The 17821-nt window shown below is 57.3% G+C and carries 13 protein-coding genes; 4 read left to right on the top strand and 9 right to left on the bottom strand.

The window, feature by feature from the left end:
• Positions 1–13 precede the first annotated feature (13 nt).
• Genes NQZ67_RS24445 through NQZ67_RS24430 form a run of 4 tightly spaced genes read right to left on the bottom strand, consistent with a single transcriptional unit; the run spans position 14 to position 5905 of the window.
• Positions 14–862 carry a carbohydrate ABC transporter permease gene (locus tag NQZ67_RS24445; RefSeq protein ID WP_257451136.1) on the bottom strand — a complete coding sequence of 283 codons (849 nt, stop codon included), beginning with the start codon at positions 860–862 and terminating at the stop codon, positions 14–16.
• Positions 859–1836: a carbohydrate ABC transporter permease gene (locus NQZ67_RS24440; RefSeq protein ID WP_257451134.1), complete on the bottom strand. Its 978-nt coding sequence runs from the start codon at positions 1834–1836 to the stop codon at positions 859–861. Before NQZ67_RS24440 ends, NQZ67_RS24445 begins: the two co-directional genes overlap by 4 nt.
• Positions 1833–4775 (bottom strand): extracellular solute-binding protein, encoded by a 2943-nt coding sequence (locus NQZ67_RS24435; RefSeq protein WP_257451132.1) that lies wholly within the window; start codon positions 4773–4775, stop codon positions 1833–1835. The genes NQZ67_RS24440 and NQZ67_RS24435 overlap by 4 nt, the downstream gene beginning before the upstream one ends.
• A complete protein-coding gene (locus tag NQZ67_RS24430; RefSeq protein ID WP_257451130.1) occupies positions 4772–5905 on the bottom strand; it encodes an ABC transporter ATP-binding protein in 1134 nt (377 codons plus the stop codon). The genes NQZ67_RS24435 and NQZ67_RS24430 overlap by 4 nt, the downstream gene beginning before the upstream one ends.
• Before the next feature lie 384 nt (positions 5906–6289).
• On the opposite strand from NQZ67_RS24430, the gene NQZ67_RS24425 reads away from it, so the two are divergent.
• Complete coding sequence (locus NQZ67_RS24425) at positions 6290–7618, top strand: family 43 glycosylhydrolase (protein ID WP_257451129.1); 1329 nt, start codon at positions 6290–6292, stop codon at positions 7616–7618.
• Positions 7619–7689: 71 nt separating this feature from the next.
• Here NQZ67_RS24425 and NQZ67_RS24420 read toward each other — a convergent pair whose 3' ends face one another.
• From NQZ67_RS24420 to NQZ67_RS24405, 4 genes are all read right to left on the bottom strand, one after another.
• Positions 7690–9348: an alpha-amylase family glycosyl hydrolase gene (locus tag NQZ67_RS24420; protein WP_257451127.1), complete on the bottom strand. Its 1659-nt coding sequence runs from the start codon at positions 9346–9348 to the stop codon at positions 7690–7692.
• A gap of 4 nt (positions 9349–9352) precedes the next feature.
• Positions 9353–10198 (bottom strand): sugar ABC transporter permease, encoded by an 846-nt coding sequence (locus tag NQZ67_RS24415; protein ID WP_371825355.1) that lies wholly within the window; start codon positions 10196–10198, stop codon positions 9353–9355.
• Positions 10195–11508, bottom strand: coding sequence for a carbohydrate ABC transporter permease (locus NQZ67_RS24410; protein WP_257451126.1), 1314 nt, complete (start codon positions 11506–11508; stop codon positions 10195–10197). The genes NQZ67_RS24415 and NQZ67_RS24410 overlap by 4 nt, the downstream gene beginning before the upstream one ends.
• An 84-nt stretch (positions 11509–11592) precedes the next feature.
• The gene (locus tag NQZ67_RS24405) at positions 11593–12906 is read right to left on the bottom strand and encodes a sugar ABC transporter substrate-binding protein (protein ID WP_257451123.1); all 1314 of its coding nucleotides are present in this window, start codon (positions 12904–12906) and stop codon (positions 11593–11595) included.
• A gap of 535 nt (positions 12907–13441) precedes the next feature.
• On the opposite strand from NQZ67_RS24405, the gene NQZ67_RS24400 reads away from it, so the two are divergent.
• The 3 genes from NQZ67_RS24400 (at position 13442) to NQZ67_RS24390 (ending at position 17112) form a co-directional block, all read left to right on the top strand.
• On the top strand, positions 13442–14470 hold the full coding sequence (locus NQZ67_RS24400) for a LacI family DNA-binding transcriptional regulator (protein WP_257451122.1): 1029 nt from the start codon (positions 13442–13444) through the stop codon (positions 14468–14470).
• A gap of 4 nt (positions 14471–14474) precedes the next feature.
• Positions 14475–16430 (top strand): glycoside hydrolase family 15 protein, encoded by a 1956-nt coding sequence (locus tag NQZ67_RS24395; protein WP_257451120.1) that lies wholly within the window; start codon positions 14475–14477, stop codon positions 16428–16430.
• Positions 16431–16665: 235 nt separating this feature from the next.
• Complete coding sequence (locus tag NQZ67_RS24390; protein ID WP_257451197.1) at positions 16666–17112, top strand: Dps family protein; 447 nt, start codon at positions 16666–16668, stop codon at positions 17110–17112.
• Positions 17113–17161: 49 nt separating this feature from the next.
• On the opposite strand, the gene NQZ67_RS24385 is transcribed toward NQZ67_RS24390, so the two are convergent.
• Complete coding sequence (locus tag NQZ67_RS24385) at positions 17162–17797, bottom strand: fumarylacetoacetate hydrolase family protein (RefSeq protein WP_257451118.1); 636 nt, start codon at positions 17795–17797, stop codon at positions 17162–17164.
• Between the last annotated feature and the right edge of the window lie 24 nt (positions 17798–17821).

Here is a 17821-nt window from a genome sequence, read left to right as displayed (position 1 = left end):
TTTGCTGTTGAAGTTACTTGATCCCGGAATGAACCATCGTCTCCAGCACCCGTTTCTGGAAGATCAAGAAGATAATCAGGTTAGGCAGGAACATGAGCAGACCCGCCGCCGCGGCCATGTTCTGGCCGGCCACGCTGTTCTGAAGGCCGCTGAGCAGGCTGTTCACGTAGAACGCGAGCGTGCGCATCGTCTCCTCCTGCATGAAGAGCGTCGACGTTTCGATATCCCCCCACACCGTCTGGAACGTCAGAATCGAGATCGTGGCGATCGCGGGCGCCGACAGCGGGATGACGATTCTCGAGAAAATGGTCAGATGGCTCGCGCCGTCGATTTTGGCCGCCTCCAGCAGCTCGTCGGGAATTTGCGAGACGAAGCCGATCAGCAGAAACACGGCGACCGGGGAAGCAAGCAGCGGCAGCAGATGCCCGAAATACGTGTCGTTCATGCCGAGCCCGCTGATGATGAGATAACGCGGGATGCCGACCGTCTCGGGGGCGAACATCAGGGACAGCGTAATAAGCGACAGGATGAAGCCTTTGAAGTGGAACCGGTATTTGCCGAGCGCATAGGCCGCCATCGTGCTGACGAGTATGACGCCGGCAAGCGCCAGCGCGGCGACCAGCACGCTGTTGAACAGATAGCGGGTGAACGGCACCGTCGCGTTCGACGCGTGCAGGAACAGCAGCTCGAAGTTGCGCAGCGTGGGGTTCTGCACCAGAAATTGCGGCGGGAACAGGAACAGCTCGTTCTGCGGCTTGAACGCATGGTTGACGATGAACAGAATCGGGAGCGACATGAACGCGGCGAGGGCGGTGAAGCTCGTCACCAGCGCGAATTGGAACCAGGACCATCTGCGTCTCATGCGCGCGTCTCCTCCTTCTCCCCGAACAGCCGGTAGGCGAACCGCATGGCGAAATAACTCAGCAGCAGCAGCACGACCGATACGGCCGACGCGTAGCCCAGCTCGAACCGGATAAACGCGTAATCGTCGATATGGTTAATGATCAGATGTCCCGAATAGGACGGCGAGATCGGCATGCCGGTCAGCTGCACCGAGATGCTGCCCGCCTTCAGCGTGCCCACGATGGACATGACGGCGCTGAACAGCATCTGCGGCTTCATGGACGGCAGCGTAATGTAGAATACCTCCTGCAGCCGGCTCGAGATGCCGTCGATCCTTCCCGCTTCGTACAGCTCCTTGTTCACCGTCTGCAAGCCGGCGAGCATGGCCAGAAAGCCGACGCTGAAGCTGATCCAGAGCGATACCAGAATCATGATGTTCATGAGATGCTTCGGATCCTGCAGCCAGATGACCGGACTTTCGATCCAGCCCATCGACAGCAGGAAGTTGTTCACGTAGCCGACCCGGTCGCCGCTGAACGCCGCGATCCAGACGACCGACAGCGCGACGCCCCCCGCCATCGAAGGCGCGTAGAACGCCAGCGTGTAGTAGTCCCGGATCCGCAGCGGCAGCTGATGGATGAGCCACGCGAACGCGAACGCGAGCAGATAGCCTCCAGGACCGACGAGCAGCGCGAAAAACACGGTATTCGGAATCGCTTTGGTCAAGAAGATGATGTCCTGCGTGAACAGAGCGATATAGTTGTCGATGCCGATGAACCGGAGCCCGCTGAACCCGTCGTAGGACGTGAAGCCGAGCAGGGCCGCCATGAACACCGGGATGATGATGAACGCCAGGAAGCAGATCAGGAACGGCGCAAGGAACAAATAACAGAACAGATCCCTCCTCAGCTGCCGGATGAATAAGGTCGTCTTCCGCCTGACGCGCGCTCCGCGGCTCGTTGTCGTTCTATGGGTTGCCAATCCGGCGTTCATGAGCCGCCCACCTCCCATTCGTAAGGATCGTCGATCTGGGGAATGCGCAGGTCATGCGTCCCGTCGATGCCGAAATCCCGCTGCCTCCGCTGCATTTCCCTTTGCAGCGACAGCTGCGCCTCCTCGAGCGATTCCTGAGCCGGCATCGCCTCCATCACCGTCCGGTTCCAGGCGAACTCCATCTCCCGGTTCAGGAAGTAATAACCCGGCACGTACGGCATGTTCTTCGCCCAGCGCGCCTGCTCGCGAAGCGCCTTCAGGTCTTCGGCAGGCCATTCCAGCACGCTCATCGCTTCGAGGTTCGCGGTGTTCCAGCGGAACTCGAGGCCGTAATACGATTCGATGTCGCTCGCGTACCGCGACTGCGTCTCCGCCGAGGTCCACCATTTCAGGAACTCCCAAGCTTCGTCCTTCCGTTCGCTCTTCTCCATGATCATGCCGGCGGTCATCGCCTGCGGCGACCACCTCTCGACGACGCCCTCCTCGCTCCGAACGCCAGGCAGCGGCGCGATTCCCCAATGCCCGGTAATTTCCGGCGCGGCCACCTGCAGCTGCACGTACGTGTTGAAGTCGGCGATGCCGATCGGAATGTTGCCGTCGCGGAAGTGCTGGAAGAACGCCGGCACGTCGATCGGCAAGTTATATTTGACGTACAAGTCCGTCCACAGGCGGAACGCCTCCTGCGCCTCGGGCTCCGTCAGCAGTCCCGTCAATCCGTCCGGGCTGTACACCTCCGCGCCGTGCTGGAAGAAGAGCGTCGCGAAGTCCGCCTTCGGGTAGAACATCGTCATCCCGTTCTCTTGCAGCGTGGGGAGCAGATCGAACAGGTCCTCCCACGTGTCCGGCACCTCCAGTCCGAGCCCTTGCAAAATATCCGAGCGGTAATACAGCACCTGGAAGTTCTGCACCTCGGGGACGCCGTACAATCCGCCGTCATACATGAGCGATCTCGACGTGCCCGGAACGAATCGCTCCAGCACTTCCTCGTAATCCGGGAACCGCGTCAGATCGAACGCGGCGTCCCGCATCGCGAAGTCGGCCGGCGTCGATTCCGCCACGCCCAGCGTGACATCCGGCACGTCGCCCGCCGCGTTGCCGAGAATCAGCATGTTCGGATTCGGCATCAGGTTGATATTGACCGGAATGCCCGTTCTCGGCGTGAACTCCTGATCGACCAGCTCGCGGAGCAGCTCGGCGTAATCCCGCCCGCGCTGCACCCAGACGGTCAGCGCTTCCTTGCGGTTATGCTTGCGGGTGTCGTAATCGAGATAGAAGGACCTTGCGAACTCCGTCACCGCGTAGGGGATCCGCTTCGCAAGCGTCGATGTCTCAAGCCCCGTCTCGGCGCCCGGCGTCCGTACGACGATGTAGTCCAGCAGCAAAGGCTGATGCGTCAGGGTCGAGATCAACGTGCCTATGTTGTTCTGGATCGTGGAGAAGTCGTTGATCTTGACCGGAATTTCGTCGACGTCCTTCAGCATGCCTTCGAGGATGCCGACCGAGGACCGCAGCGACTGGGACAAATCGGAATCCATGCCGTTCAGTCCGTCGATATACTGGCGGATATCCGACAGCCTTTTCACGAAGCCCTGCATCTTGCTTTCGACCTCCGGGTCAAGGCTTCGCATATTCCAGGTGCGCGTGGCGTCGATATTCGCGTCGAAGGCCGACTTGCTGTAATTGCCCGTCAGCAGCCTGACCTCCCGGTCGTATGCGGCGAGATCGGACAGCACCGCCTTCAGCGCGAGGAATACCGGCTGCAGCGGGGTGGAATCCGACGTAAGGCGCAGCGTGTGCTTCCCGGCAGCGAGATAGAAGCGGTACGGCTCCTCTTCCCCGCCGCCAAGCCCGTGGATCATAAACGACTTGCGGTTCGGCACGCCGTATTGCAGGAGCTCATGGAACGGCACTTCGCCGTCGATCGACACGGTCCGGTAGGCCTGGAAGCCGTTCCGGTAATCCTGGAACGCCTTGAGGTCGATCTCGTACCAGCCGTCCGCGGGCACCTCGAAATCCCATTCCGCCCACTCGCCGGGCAGCCGCCAGCGCCAGCCTCCGAGCACGTTGTAGGTGATGCGGCCCTTCGGATCGGGCGATATCTCCGGCTCCGACCAGTAGTCGGTCTGGATCGCGACGCTCGATTTGCGTGCGGTCCGCTCCGCCTCGACGACGGTGAACCATGGCTCTGCGGCGCCGCCATCGGCGGGCTGCCCGGCCGCATAGTCGGCGTAACCGGGCGCTTCCGCGGGAGCCTGGAACCGCAGCTCCCGGATCGCGAGAGGCTCCCGGACGCCCGTCAGCCGCAGCGTATGCTCTCCTTCACCCAGCTTGAACAGCAGCGCTTCCGAAGAAGCGGCAAAGTGGGTGAGCGGCTTCGCGATCCAGTCGGTTATTTCCGACTGGGTCGGCCGCACCTGCTGACCGATCTCGTTCCTGTCGTAAGGATATTGCGAATCCTTGAACATCCGCTCGAATTCGATCCGCTGCGCCTCGGCGAACGGATATTGCCCGTCGATCTGAATGCCGCGAACGGCGGAGGCGTTGCTTCCTTCAAGCGGCTTGAACGTCATATGCAGCTCGTACCAGCCCGCCTGCTCGGCGCGGAACGTCCATTCGACCCAGCCCGCTTCGTTGTTCCAATGCAGCTCGCCGTCTTCGGCGGACAATCGGGCGTCCGGCGATGCCGAGCTGTAGGACGTCGCTCCAAGCGGTACGTCGGGCAGCTCCCCGTTTGTCGCGGTATCCTCCTGCAGCATGAGCTGCGCATAAGATAGGAGCTCTCCTTCCGGCTGCTTGTAATCCATCAGCTGCTCCAGAGTCACCGCATTCGCTTGAATGACCACGCTCCCGTCGGCATTCCACCGCACAATACCGGCTACGAGAGCGACGGCCACCGCAAGCCTGATCAGAATGCCGATTAGCTTCCCGCGGCGCTTCATCCTCCGTCGCCCCCTGGCGCCGCGAGCGAGATGCCCGTCTCCTTATCGAAGAGATGAACCTTCTCGATCTGGAAGCCGATTTCCACGCTTGCATGGCGCGGGTAATCCCGTTCCGGCTGCGCTCTGGCGATGACGGTATCTTCGCCAAGCTCGACGTAGACGTATAGATCGGCGCCCGTCACTTCGCTCATTTGAACTTGACCCCGATACCATACGCCGCCGTCCCCCAATGACGAATCCGCTTTCAATTTCACGTGTTCGGCTCTAACACCCATCACGACCTGGCGCAGCGTCCGGGACGAATGGTTGAAGCGCGCTCCGAACGTCTCCGGCAGCGGCAGCTTGAGGCGCCGGCTGCTGAACCAATAACGGCCGTCCTCCCGGATAATGGCTCCGTCCAGGAAATTCATTTGAGGCGAGCCGATGAAGCCCGCGACGAACATATTGACGGGACGGTCGTACAATTCCCGGGGCGGCGCGACCTGCTGGATGACGCCATCCTTCATGACGACGATGCGCGAGCCCATCGTCATCGCCTCGACCTGGTCATGCGTCACGTACACCATCGTGCGGCCGAGATCGGCCTGCAGCTTGATCAGCTCCGCCCTTGTCTGGGCCCGGAGCTTCGCGTCCAGGTTGGAGAGCGGCTCATCCATGAGGAACACCTGCGGCTCGCGGGCAATCGCCCGGCCAAGCGCGACGCGCTGCTTCTGTCCGCCGGACAGCTGGTTCGGCTTTCTTTCGAGCAGATGCGAAATCTCCAATATTCGGGCCACTCTGCCGACTCTCAGCTCGATATCGTGCTTCGCCGTCTTGCGCAGCTTCAGGCCGAGCGCGATATTCTCGTAGACGCTCAGGTTCGGGTACAGCGCGTAATTCTGGAACACCATCGCGATATCCCGGTCCTTCGGGGATAGGTAGTTGACGAATTTGCCGTCGATGTACAGATCGCCGCGCGATATTTCCTCGAGTCCCGCCAGCATCCGGAGCGTCGTCGATTTGCCGCAGCCCGACGGGCCGACGAGCACAAGAAACTCCCCTTCTTCGATCTGCAGGTGAAAATCATGGACGGCGGGCCGTTCTTCGCCCTTGTAGTTTTTGTAGACGTGGTGAAACGTTATGCTCCCCACCTTCACTCACCTCTTGTTCGCGTATTCGTTGTTCGCTCCGTTCTGTTTCAGTGTAGAGCAATCCCAGAAACAACCAAATGAGTCATTCCTAAACTTTCTATTCCAAGCTTGGCTTGTTGGACGGCCGGCATTACGAGCCTCGGACAAGCGGAATAGCCCCGTACGGCCCCTCACGGGGCATACGGAGCTACTTCGAATTCTGATCGCATCGTTGATTCGGGCATTCCGCTCACCGCTCTCCACGGGATCGCAGGGAACGACCGAAGCATCTCTATCGATTTGTCCTAGATTGTTTGCGATTCCCTCATGGCGGCCGGTTGCCGGCTGGCTTATTCTACTAGCGTATCTTGATTTGGCCTTGCTGCCGACTAGGAGGTAATCATAATGAGTACGATTCGAATTCCGGCCGAGGCGCTACGATCCGTCGGCTCCAACCCGGTCATCACGTCCATCTTCACGGCGGATCCGTCCGCCCATGTCTGGGACGACGGCCGAATCTACATGTACGCCTCGCACGACATGGATCCCGCGAGAGGCTGCGATCTGATGGACCGCTATCACGTCTTCTCGTCCGCCGATATGGTGAACTGGATCGACGAAGGCGAGATTTTGCGTTCGGACGACGTTGCCTGGGGCCGTCCGGAGGGCGGGTTCATGTGGGCGCCGGACGCTGCGTACAGGAACGGAACCTATTATTTTTATTTTCCGCATCCGAGCGATTCGAACTGGAACGATTCGTGGAAGATCGGGGTGGCGACCAGCGACCATCCCGCGAAGGGCTTCGTCGATCGCGGCTATATCGAGGGGCTCGGCGGCTTCGCCATGATCGACCCTTGCGTGTTCGTCGACGACGATAACCGGGCGTACCTGTATTATGGCGGCGGGGGCAAGTGCGTTGGAGGCGAGCTCGCGGACGACATGATGTCGATGAAAGGCGAGCCGGTGCCCATGGAAACGACTGAGGACTTTCACGAGGCGGCTTGGGTGTTCAAGCGGAACGGCATGTATTATTTGACCTACGCGGACAATCTGGAGGAGAACAATCGGATGCGTTATGCCATAAGCGACAACCCGCTTGGACCTTGGACGTACAAGGGCATCTTCCTGGAGCCGACGGGCTGCTCGACGACACATGGCTCCGTGGCCGAGTTCAAGGGCAAATGGTATTTGTTCTATCACAATCAAGCGATATCCGGCCAAGGCAATTTGCGCAGCGTCTGCATCGACGAAATCGAGTTTAACGAAGACGGGACGATCCGGACCGTGCGGCAGACGGCAAACGGACTGCAGCCGGCAGCCGCAATATCGGCGCCTCACCCGAATCCGCACCGCTATTACGCGGACGGCGCGATGACAGGCGGAGGAGCCGCGGTTTCATTCGGCGACAACCATATGCCTATTATCGGCGGGTTGGAGCTTGAAGGAGCCTTTGCGGAGTTCGGACAGGTAGACGGAGGCGCCGCTGGCGGACGGGCGACCATTTACGTACACTACGCAACGGCGGACAGACTGGCCAAGCTTCGATTGACGGTGAACGGCTCCGACTATTCGCTTCTCAATCTGCCTTCGACGGGCAGCGAGCAGAGCTTCTCCGGCTGCGCCCAGATCACCGTGACTCTAAGGCCGGACCGCTCGAACACGGTCAGGCTGACGGGCGGCAACGGCGATGCGCGAGTGGATTATATCTTGGTAAATCCGTTTCAGGATTTATGAAGGCACACGGAGCAACACAAAAAATGGCGCAGCAGGATCGTTCTCCTGCCGCGCCATTCCATTGCTATTTGCTATTTCAATATTACCGTCGAATACGAAGGAAGCGTTAGCTTCGCGCCGTCCAGCTTGGCGTCCGCCGAAGTTGCGTGAGCCAGCTCCCGGAACGGCCCATAGGCCTTGGAGGCGGCTATCTCCGCCGTCTGCTCCTCGCCGGACAAGTTGTGCACGACGAGCACGCGCTCCTTCGTCGCGACACGCACGTACGCGCTCAGCTTCGAATTCGACGGCTCCAGTTTATATTCGCCGATCGTGCCGTCGCGAAGCGCCGGCTCCGCGTTACGCCAGCCGATCAGCTCGCGGTAATGCTCAAGCAGGGAGCCGTCCTCCCCTTCTTGCGCCTCGACCGACACGCCGCCGGCGTCCTTGTTATGCTTGGACGCGACCCACGTCGTCTGGCCTTCCCCGCCGTCGGGGTTGCTGTGCCAGAGCATCGGCTCGCGGATATACTCATCCGGCTTCATGCCCTGCATGCCGATCTCCTCGCCGTAGTAGAGATACGGCGTGCCCGGCAGCGTCAGCAGCAGAGAAGCCGCCATCTTCGCGTGGTCGACGTTGCCCCCGAGCACGCTCATGACCCTGTTCTGGTCATGGTTGCTGAGGAACGGCGCGTCAACGAAGCTCCCTCCGGACGACTGCGCGTAAGCCCCGTAAGCCCGGCCCAGCGAGAAAGCCAGGTCCGGATCGGTCTCGCTGCCCGCCGCTCCCAGCAGCTTGCCCGCGAGATCGAAGTGGAACGCCGAATCAAGGGCGTTATCGAAGTAAGGTGCGATAATCGCAAGCGAATCCCACACCTCACCGATCAGATAAGCATCCTCTTTGACATCCAGCATGCCCTTGCGGAACTCCTGCCACCATTCCTTATTCGCCGCCTGCACCTCAGGAGAGCTAACGGTCGATTTGAAATCGCCGAAGATGTGTTTGGCCGCGTCCAGACGGAAGCCGTCGAGCCCCTGCTCCAGCCAATATTGGCCGATCTTGATCATCTCCGCGCGCACGGCGGGCTCCTCGAAGTTCAGATCCGGCATGCCGCCCCAGAAGACGCCGAGATAACGCAGGTTGCCGTAGCTGTGCCACGGATTCCCGTCGACCGCGCCGTCCGTCTGCAGCTGATCCTGCGCCGTCTTGATGGTGTACCAATTGCGGTACGGACTGTCCGGATTCGCCAGCGCCTCCTTGAACCAAGGATGCTCGCTGCTCGTATGATTGACGACCAGATCCATGATAACCTCGATATCGCGCTTATGCGCTTCCTCGAGCAGGCGTTTCAGATCGTCCAGCGTGCCATACTCCGGATTAATCGCGTAATAGTCCGTCACGTCATAGCCGTGATAGCTTGGCGACGCGTTGATCGGCATCAGCCAGATGCCGCCGACGCCAAGCTCCTTCAAGTAGTCCAGCTTCTCCGTCACGCCGTTCAAGTCGCCGATGCCGTCGCCGTTCGTGTCATAGAAGGCGCGAACGAAGATTTCGTAGAATACCCGCGACGGCTGCTCGTCGACTTCGAACGAGGCAGGGACAACGGCAGAATCGCCAGCCTTCTCCGTTTCGGCAGGGACATTAGCTTGCCCCTCTGTACCCGCGTTCCCGTTCGACGAGCATGCGGCTAGCAGAGCGACAAGCAGTACGAGCTGCAGCGTCAGAACCGGCCATTTCCCCATGATCCGTTTCATTCGTTTATCCTTTCGAAGCGCCGGCCGTCAATCCTTGTACCAAGAAACGCTGCAGGAAGACGAACAGAAGCGTGATCGGAATCGCGATCAGCACGGCGCCGGCCGCGAACAATGTAAAGTTACTGTTCTGGTACGAGTTGACGAGATCCCACATGCCGACCGCCAGCGTCCAGTTTTCCTTGGAACGAAGCACGAGCCGCGCGAAAATAAAGTCGACCCAAGCGCCCGTAAATGTCGTAAGCGCCACGTAAGTCAGCATCGGCTTCGACAGCGGAAGCATGATGCGGATGAATACTTGCAGATGCGACGCGCCGTCGATGCGGGCCGCCTCGTCGAGGCTCCGCGGAATCGTGTCATAGAAGCCTTTGACGATAAAGCCGCTGAGCACCGAGCCCGCGGAATACACGAGAATGAGCGCCGCGTGCGTGTCCAGCAAGTTGAGCTGCAGCAGCACGATGAACACCGCGATCATGCTCATGAAGCCCGGGAACATGCCGAGCACCAGAAGAGCGGTGAGCGTCGTCTTTCTTCCCGGGAAGCGGAATCTCGAGAGCGAATACATGCTGAGCGTCACCAGAATCGTCGAGAAGATCATGGACAGCGTCGCGATCTTCAGCGTGTTCAGATACCAGACGCCGTACCTAAAGCTCGGGTTCGTGAACAGCTCTTTATAATGAGCGAAAGTGAATTTGTCCGGAATAAGCGATGGTGCGAACAGCGACGTACCCGGTCTAAGCGACGAGAGCAAGACCCAAATCGCCGGATACAGACAGCAGATCGCGATGGCGATCAGAACGATATAGCTTAACGTCAAGCGAAGCGCATTGGCGGATTTCTGTCCCATCTTCATTGGATCATATCCTCCTCTTTGTAGGCTTTCGATCGGCGATAGCTCCAAATCGACAGAGAAGCGACGATCAAGAATATGATGATGCCGATGGCCGAAGACATGTTAAATTGGCTATTGTTCAGCGTGAGCTTATACAGCCACGTAACAAGCAGGTCCGTACTGCCCGCGAACTGGTATTTGCCGTTGACCGGATCCCCGTTCGTCAGCAGGAAGATGACGTTAAAGTTGTTGATGTTGCCCGCGAATTGCATGATTAGAACCGGACCGGTCGAGAACAGGATGAACGGCAGCGTAATGATCTTGAACTTCTGGAAGCCCGTAGCTCCGTCCACGTCCGCGGCTTCATACATATCCTTCGGAATGGCGGTCAGGATGCCCATGATCAACACCATGGAGACCGGGATGCCGACCCACATGTTAACGATAATAACGGTAACCTTCGCCCAGATTGGATCCGTCAGCCAAGGCAGCTTGCCGAGTCCGAAATAACTAAGATACTGATTGATCGGCCCGAACTGGCCGTTGAACAGATTGCGCATGACGAGCAGAGAGATCAGCTGCGGAATCGCGTACGGCAGAATGAAGATCGTACGCCAAAGCTTCTTGAACCGCACGCCTTTGGATTCCACGAGAAGCGCGACAAGGATGCCGCCGAAATAAGTGGTTGCCGTTGCAATAACCGCCCAGATGATCGTCCAAGTAAATACACTGAAGAACGTCCGGCTCCAAGTTTTCAGAGTGAGCAAATTAGCAAAGGTTTCGAAGCCAACCCAGTCCACCAACGCTTTCGGCGGAATATGATTAGGCGACGCGTAGTTCGTGAAAGCCAGCATAACCATGAAGATGATCGGCATGATCGTCAGGAATAACACGCCGATAGCCGGAATGGCGAGCATGAGATACGGGAAGTTGCGGCCCGTCAGATGCGCCCACGACTTCTTGAAGTCGGCGGGCTGCTCGCCTTTATCTCTCAGCGCCCCTGTGCGGTACGCGTCGCGAATGTTCATAATGTAAATAACCAAATAGATAGCGAATACGAATAAGGTAATCAAACCGCTGATAAGCAAATAAATCGAATGGTCCCCTTCTACGCGGACCGTTACTTTGTTGACAATTTCAAAGCCTTGCGTCTTCGTTCCGAGGGTTACGACGCCCCAGATCGCCTTGCCTAGATTCGGGATAAAATAAAACAGCGCTGCCGCATTGACAGCCATCAAAAATAAGCCTTTGACGAATTGGCGGTTATACAGTTGGCCAAGTCCCATGTAGAGGACCGACAAAATAGCCGCAATGCCGCGATGACGATTCATACCGCCTGGCTCCCTTCCTTTCATCTAAACATCGGTTCACCCGCCGGCCCAGCCGGCGGGTGGATTCCCGATGCTTTACGTTATTTATTGAGCTGCTGCGCCGTTGTTGGCGTCTTTGATTTGTTGAACCGCGTTGTCGAGCGCTTCTTTCGCGTCTTTGCCGGAGTTCCAAACGTCGGAGAACGCCGCGCCGATCGGAGCCCATACGTTGCCCATCTCAGGGATGGAAGGCATTGGCGTCGATTGATTGAATTGCTCTACGAAGCCTTTAACGATTTCGTTGCCTTGTACCGCGGAATCGGCAGTCGCTTCCGTGTTCGCCGGAATGGCGCCTGTCATTTCGAAGTCCTTCAGCTGCGCTTCCTTCGTGGAAGCGAAACGAGCGAACAGGCGAGCCGCGTTCGGGTATTTCGAGAAGCTGTTGACATAGAACGCTTTAACGCCGGAGAACGAAGAAGCCGGTTGACCGTTGATGCTTGGCAGCGGAGCTACGCCGAAGTCGATGCCTGCCGCTTTGTAGTCCGCGATTGTCCATGGACCGTTGATATCCATCGCCAGCGTTCCGCCAGTGAACAGACCTTTTTTGATGTCGTACGTAATGTCGCCGGAGTTCATTGGAAGGATGCTGTTCTTCAAGGAACCGTAGTATTTCATGCCCGCTACCGCGCCTTCGTTGTTCAGGCCGATATCGTCTTTGTTCTGGCCGTTGTCGCCGTATACGTAACCGCCTGTCGAGATGAACGGGTAGTTGAAGTAGAAGTTGCCTACTTCCCACATCAGGGCATATTTGTTAGCCGCAGGATCGTTGAACGTTTTCGCGAATTCCACGACTTCGTCGAATGTTTTTGGCGCGTTAGGGATCAAGGCTTTGTTGTAGAACAGCGCGTACGTTTCTACCGAACGAGGGTAGCCGTACAGCACGTTATCGTAGGAAACCGCGTTCACCGCAAGCTCCGAGTTTTCGCTTTTGGATTGTTCCGCGTAGAAGTCGTTCGGCAGAACGAGGCCGGCGGATACCGCTTTGCCCAGGTTGTCGTGCGGGAACACTACAACGTCGGCGCCAAGACCGGCAGGACCGTCGGAGATCAGCTTGTTGACTTGGTCGGCAGCGCCAAGCTCTTCGAACTTGATTTCGATGCCGTATTTCTCAGTAAACTCTTTACCGATTGCTTCAATGAAAGGTCGCTCTTCTTTGGATTCCCATACGAGAAGCGTCGCGCCTTCTTCAGGAGTGATGTCTTCGCCTTCTGCCGCAGTGCCGCCCTCCGCGTTGTTCGCTGGAGCTTCCGTAGCGCCAGTGTTCGCGTTGTTGCCCGCGTTGCCTCCGTTATTGTTTCCGCCGCAAGCGGCTACGACGAACAATGCTGCGATCATCGTCATAACAAACCATTTTTTCATTCTAATGATCCCCTTCCAAAAAAAATGTGGATATGCCTCGAATGACGCCCGCTCACGATAGACGGCCAACAAACGTGCTTCTTCATAAAATGCTTAAATTTGGCGCACTTTATGTATGCAATCGTCCTGACTCTTTGTCATGCGTACGGCGTGAAGCCGTTTTTCGGATGACAAAGGCTCAAGCACATTGCGCAAACGTTTGTACAATTCACCCGAAAAAAAACGATTTTTGATGACTTTTCACTCAAAATCGTTTGCGCCGAATGAAAACAACGTCTTGAAAGCGTTCTATTCGTGTACTTAATATACATCATGGGACAGGTTTTGTTAAAACGTTTGCACAGTCCATATTCGCCCATCAATAGTCCATTGTCTTTCGTTTACTCGCGAATTCTCCGCTAGGCTCAGTTTTTCGCGAATTGTGAATTGCGCATTGAACATTTATATTTACATGTGGGCAACTGTTGCATTAGGATGGACATAATATTCCGTATACGCAGCATCGATAATGTCGCTCATTGGGGGCTCGCAAGCAATGGTTACTATTAAAGATATCGCAAAGGCCGCGGGAGTCTCTCCTTCGACGGTCTCGAGGGTCGTGTCCAACCACCCGAGAATCAGCAAAGCGACAACGCAGAAGGTCAAAAAAATAATGGACGAGATGGGCTACCATCCGAACATCATGGCCAAGAGCCTCGTGTCGAAAACGACGAAAACGCTTGCCATCATGCTACCTCGTCCGGCCGAGGAGCTGTTCCAGGACTTCTTCTTCGGCGAATTGCTTCGCGGCATTCTGACTCAATCCACCCGCGCGGGCTACGATATGCTTCTCGCCGCAGCCACCTCGCCGCAAGACGAAAGCGAAACGATCGCAAGACTGGTGCTCGGCAGAAGAGTGGACGGCGTCATTCTGCTGTCCGCCCGAACGAACGATCCTTTAATCGATTTGCTCAATCAGCATGACTTCCCAACCGTGCTGATCGGGAGATCGGATGGCCATCATAATATATTGTCCGTCGACAACAACAACGAACAAGCCGCTTACGACGCGACTCAGCATCTGATCATACAAGGCCATGAACGGATCGGCTTCGTCAGCGGCCCTCCCAACCTGACGGTTTCGCATGACCGGATGGCGGGCTACCGCAGAGCCATGAAGGATGCCAGCCTCCCGGTTCGCGGAGAATGGATCGTCGAAGGCGAATTCCTGCAGCAAAGCGGCTACCGCGCCATGTCCTTCATGATGGGTCTGCCCGAACGTCCGAGCGGGCTTGTCGTCATCGACGACGTTGTCGGCTTCGGCGTGTTGCGCGGCCTGAACGAGCTTGGATATTCCGTTCCGAACGATATCAGCCTGGTCAGCTTCAACAACATCGCCTTGTCGGAGCTTGCCACGCCGCCGATCAGTTCTGTCGATATCGGAACCTATCAACTCGGCTATACCGCCTCTCAATTGCTGATCCGCCGCATCATGGAAGAGGACATCTATCAGTCCCGCATGATTATCCCCCATCGGCTGATCGTGCGAGAATCTTCGATTCAAGCAGTTAACAAAAGGAGCTGAACCTATGAATAGCAAAAAACCATACTTAGTAGACGCGATTATCGGCAACTCTACCATTCTTGCTTCGATGGGCCGCACGGGCAGACTTTACCGCCTGTGGTGGCCGAACATCGATATGCCTCAGCATGTCGACGCAATGCGCACGTCCTTGCAATGGGCAGACGGCAGCCTGACCTGGTTCGACGGAGAAGAAGACGGCTGGAAGCATGACGTCGCTTATGTCGACCGCAGCAACGTTCTTCGCGTATCGGCGCGTTCGGAAGAGCAGCCGGTCGCGGTTGAAAGCTTGCATTTCGCCGTACCGGACAGCAACCTTCTCGTTCGCGAATACACGTTCACCAATACCGGCAGCGAGCCGCTAAGCTTCGGATTCCTGCTCCATTCTTCGTTCCTGATTAGCGAGAACGGTCACTACAATACGACGATGTTCCAGACGGACGCGGATGCTTTGATTCATTTCCGTAACGGTTATTTTTTTGCGGTCGCTAGTGCAAACGTATGCGCAAAATATCAAGCCGGTATATCGTGGGAGCAAGTCCAAGAGGGCAAGCTGAACGGCAACAACATCGACATGCGGCCTGATGGCGCAATGGCCTGGTCCGTCGAGGCGCTTGCGCCGGGAGCCAGCGTGACGATTCCCGTCTTCATCGCGGCAGGCCGCAATGAAGAGCAGGCGCTCGAGGAGCTTGCAAGCGCAAGAAGCGTATCCAGCGAGCAGCTTGTCGCGCGCACCAATGCGTACTGGGCGGCATACGTTGACGCGGCAGCTCCTTGCCCTCTCGAAGGCGACGAGATCAAAGCGCTGTACGAGCGCTCCGTGCTCATGTTCAAGCTGATGTCCGACGACAAGACGGGCAGCATTATCGCGGCACCGGAATTCGACGAAACGTTCTCCCGCTGCGGCGGCTATTCCTATTGCTGGGGCCGGGACGCGGCGTTCATCACGACCGCTCTCGACAAGGCGGGCCTATCCGATCTGTCCGACCGCTTCTACGCATGGACGCTGACCGCTCAATCGCCGGACGGCTCCTGGCAGCAGCGCCATTACCATGACGGCGGACTTGCACCTTCCTGGGGCTTGCAAATCGACGAAGGCTCCTCGATTATTTGGGGAATGTGGCAGCATTACATGGAGAAACAAGATCCGGCGTTCGCCCGGATGGTTTGGCCGGCGGTGCAGCGAGGCGCCTCCTTCCTCATCAGATTCATCGATGCGGAGTCGGGATTGCCGAAGCCAAGCATCGACTTGTGGGAGGAACGCGAAGCTTCCCATACCTATTCTTCGGCTGCCGTATACGGCGGTTTGACCGCGGCGGCCAGCTTCGCCGAGCTGATGGAAGAACGCACGCTGGCTGCGGACTGGCGTCAAGCGGCGGACCGCATTGCATCGGCCATCATGAGCGATTGCTGGAACGAAGAGCGCGGCAGCTTCTACAGAGGCGTGGACCTGAAGGTTGGCGCCGATCGTTACGAGCAAGCTGTTGCGGAAGGTCTTGAAGGCCGCGTCGAGCAGCTGGACAAAGGCTACGTGAAGCACGTTCTCCGTCACGATCCGATTATCGACATCAGTCTGCTCGGCATCGCGGTGCCGTTCGAAGCGGTTGCTCCCGGACATGAGCGCATGAAGCGCACGGCCGAAGCGGTCGAAGCATCGCTCACCGTTCCGGCGGTCGGCGGCATCAAACGCTACGAGGACGACCACTACATCGGCGGAAACCCATGGATTCTGACGACGTTGTGGCTGGCCCATTACCGTGTCGCAACCGGCGATGTTGCCGCTGCCCGCGAACTGCTAGATTGGGCGATTCAGCATCGCACCGAGACCGGTCTGCTCCCTGAGCAAATCGACAAAACGACCGGCGAAACCGCTTGGGTAGTGCCGCTCACTTGGTCCCACGCGATGTTTGTTCTTGCGATCTTCATGATCGCGGAAGCGGAAGCCGCTTCGAAAGTTTCTTAATCAACGAATGAAAAAGCCGTCTAAAGGTCAAATTGACCTTGACGGCTTTTTTTCGTTTGGTTTTTGCTTGACAAATCGTTCTTATTTTATAATAATTATTAATAAGGAATTGATCTAAATATATCAGAGCTGCTGATTCAATCTTTTTCCTCCTGTTTATTAGGTAGCAGACGAGGCGATTACCATTCACTAATTCGAAACGACGAAAGGATGATTGTATATGGCAACCAAACAAATGACGAAAAAAATGACGGTTCAAGAGCACCTCAACCGCCAAATCGCCAACTGGAGCGTGCTTTACATTAAGCTTCACAACTACCACTGGTACGTGAAAGGCTCTCAGTTCTTCACGCTGCACGCCAAGTTCCAGGAGTTCTACGAGGAAGCGGCCCTTCATGTCGACGAGATCGCCGAGCGCCTGCTCGCGGTCAAAGGCAAGCCGATCGCCACGATGAGCGAATATCTGGAGGAGTCCACGATCAAAGAAGCCAGCGGCAAGGAATCCGCCGAGCAAATGGTCGATCAGCTCATCAAAGATTTCTCCTCCATTATCGACGAGCTCAAGGAAGGAATGGAAGCATCCCAAGAAGCCGGCGACGAGACGACCGCCGATATGCTGCTGGCCATCCACACGTCGCTCGAGAAGCATGTTTGGATGCTGAGCGCGTTCAACGGCAAATAAACTCGGCAATAAAGCAGAAGACCGAACGCATACGCGTTCGGTCTTCTTTTTATGTCATCGAGATAGTACAGCTACCCAGCTTCCGCTCTCCCCAGAACGCTTCGAGCACGTCCCCGTCTCGGAGCGCGGCGACGCCCGCCGGCGTGCCGGTGAAGATCAGATCGCCAGGCCCAAGTCCAAAGTTCGCTTCGATATGCTTCGCCAGCTCGGATACGCCGAACAACATATCCTTCGGGAATCCATGCTGGGCGACTTCTCCTCCGCGGATCAGCTTAAATTCGCCTTCCTTCAGATCCGCTTCGCCGGGATAGTCGATCCATTCACCGAGCGGAGCGGAGTTTTTGAATCCTTTGGCCGCGAGCCAAGGATGTCCTTTCGCCTTGAGCTTGGATTGCACGTCTCGCAGCGTCAGGTCGAGTCCTAACGTCATAGCGTCGAACATATCGTCCGGCGCCATTCCCGGCTTATACGACTCGCCGACGCGCAGCACGATTTCCAGCTCGAAATGCACTTCCCCTACGCTCCCGGGAATGGTGACGGTCTCTCCGTTCATCGGGGCGACGGCATGCGACGGCTTTGTGAATACCATCGGCTCCTCCGGTACCTCGTTGCCCAGCTCAACCGCATGCAACCGGTAATTGCGGCCGATGCAATACATATTTTGAATGTGCGTGTGGTTTGCCATGTTTGACTCCGCCTCTCGTGTTGT

This window comes from Paenibacillus soyae (genome assembly GCF_024623455.1).
GTDB classification, from domain to species: Bacteria; Bacillota; Bacilli; order Paenibacillales; family Paenibacillaceae; genus Pristimantibacillus; species Pristimantibacillus soyae.
Note: the sequence above shows the minus strand (reverse complement) of the source record. Positions and strands in the feature narration are given on the sequence as shown.

What these genes read in the sequence shown, in the direction of transcription:
- NQZ67_RS24420 (WP_257451127.1), bottom strand. Translation starts at nt 9,348, where the DNA reads ATGAAACGGATCATGGGGAAATGGCCGGTTCTGACGCTGCAGCTCGTA.
- NQZ67_RS24390 (WP_257451197.1), top strand. Translation starts at nt 16,666, where the DNA reads ATGACGAAAAAAATGACGGTTCAAGAGCACCTCAACCGCCAAATCGCC.
- NQZ67_RS24440 (WP_257451134.1), bottom strand. Translation starts at nt 1,836, where the DNA reads ATGAACGCCGGATTGGCAACCCATAGAACGACAACGAGCCGCGGAGCG.
- NQZ67_RS24400 (WP_257451122.1), top strand. Translation starts at nt 13,442, where the DNA reads ATGGTTACTATTAAAGATATCGCAAAGGCCGCGGGAGTCTCTCCTTCG.
- NQZ67_RS24405 (WP_257451123.1), bottom strand. Translation starts at nt 12,906, where the DNA reads ATGAAAAAATGGTTTGTTATGACGATGATCGCAGCATTGTTCGTCGTA.
- NQZ67_RS24385 (WP_257451118.1), bottom strand. Translation starts at nt 17,797, where the DNA reads ATGGCAAACCACACGCACATTCAAAATATGTATTGCATCGGCCGCAAT.
- NQZ67_RS24425 (WP_257451129.1), top strand. Translation starts at nt 6,290, where the DNA reads ATGAGTACGATTCGAATTCCGGCCGAGGCGCTACGATCCGTCGGCTCC.
- NQZ67_RS24410 (WP_257451126.1), bottom strand. Translation starts at nt 11,508, where the DNA reads ATGAATCGTCATCGCGGCATTGCGGCTATTTTGTCGGTCCTCTACATG.
- NQZ67_RS24395 (WP_257451120.1), top strand. Translation starts at nt 14,475, where the DNA reads ATGAATAGCAAAAAACCATACTTAGTAGACGCGATTATCGGCAACTCT.
- NQZ67_RS24435 (WP_257451132.1), bottom strand. Translation starts at nt 4,775, where the DNA reads ATGAAGCGCCGCGGGAAGCTAATCGGCATTCTGATCAGGCTTGCGGTG.
- NQZ67_RS24415 (WP_371825355.1), bottom strand. Translation starts at nt 10,198, where the DNA reads ATGAAGATGGGACAGAAATCCGCCAATGCGCTTCGCTTGACGTTAAGC.
- NQZ67_RS24445 (WP_257451136.1), bottom strand. Translation starts at nt 862, where the DNA reads ATGAGACGCAGATGGTCCTGGTTCCAATTCGCGCTGGTGACGAGCTTC.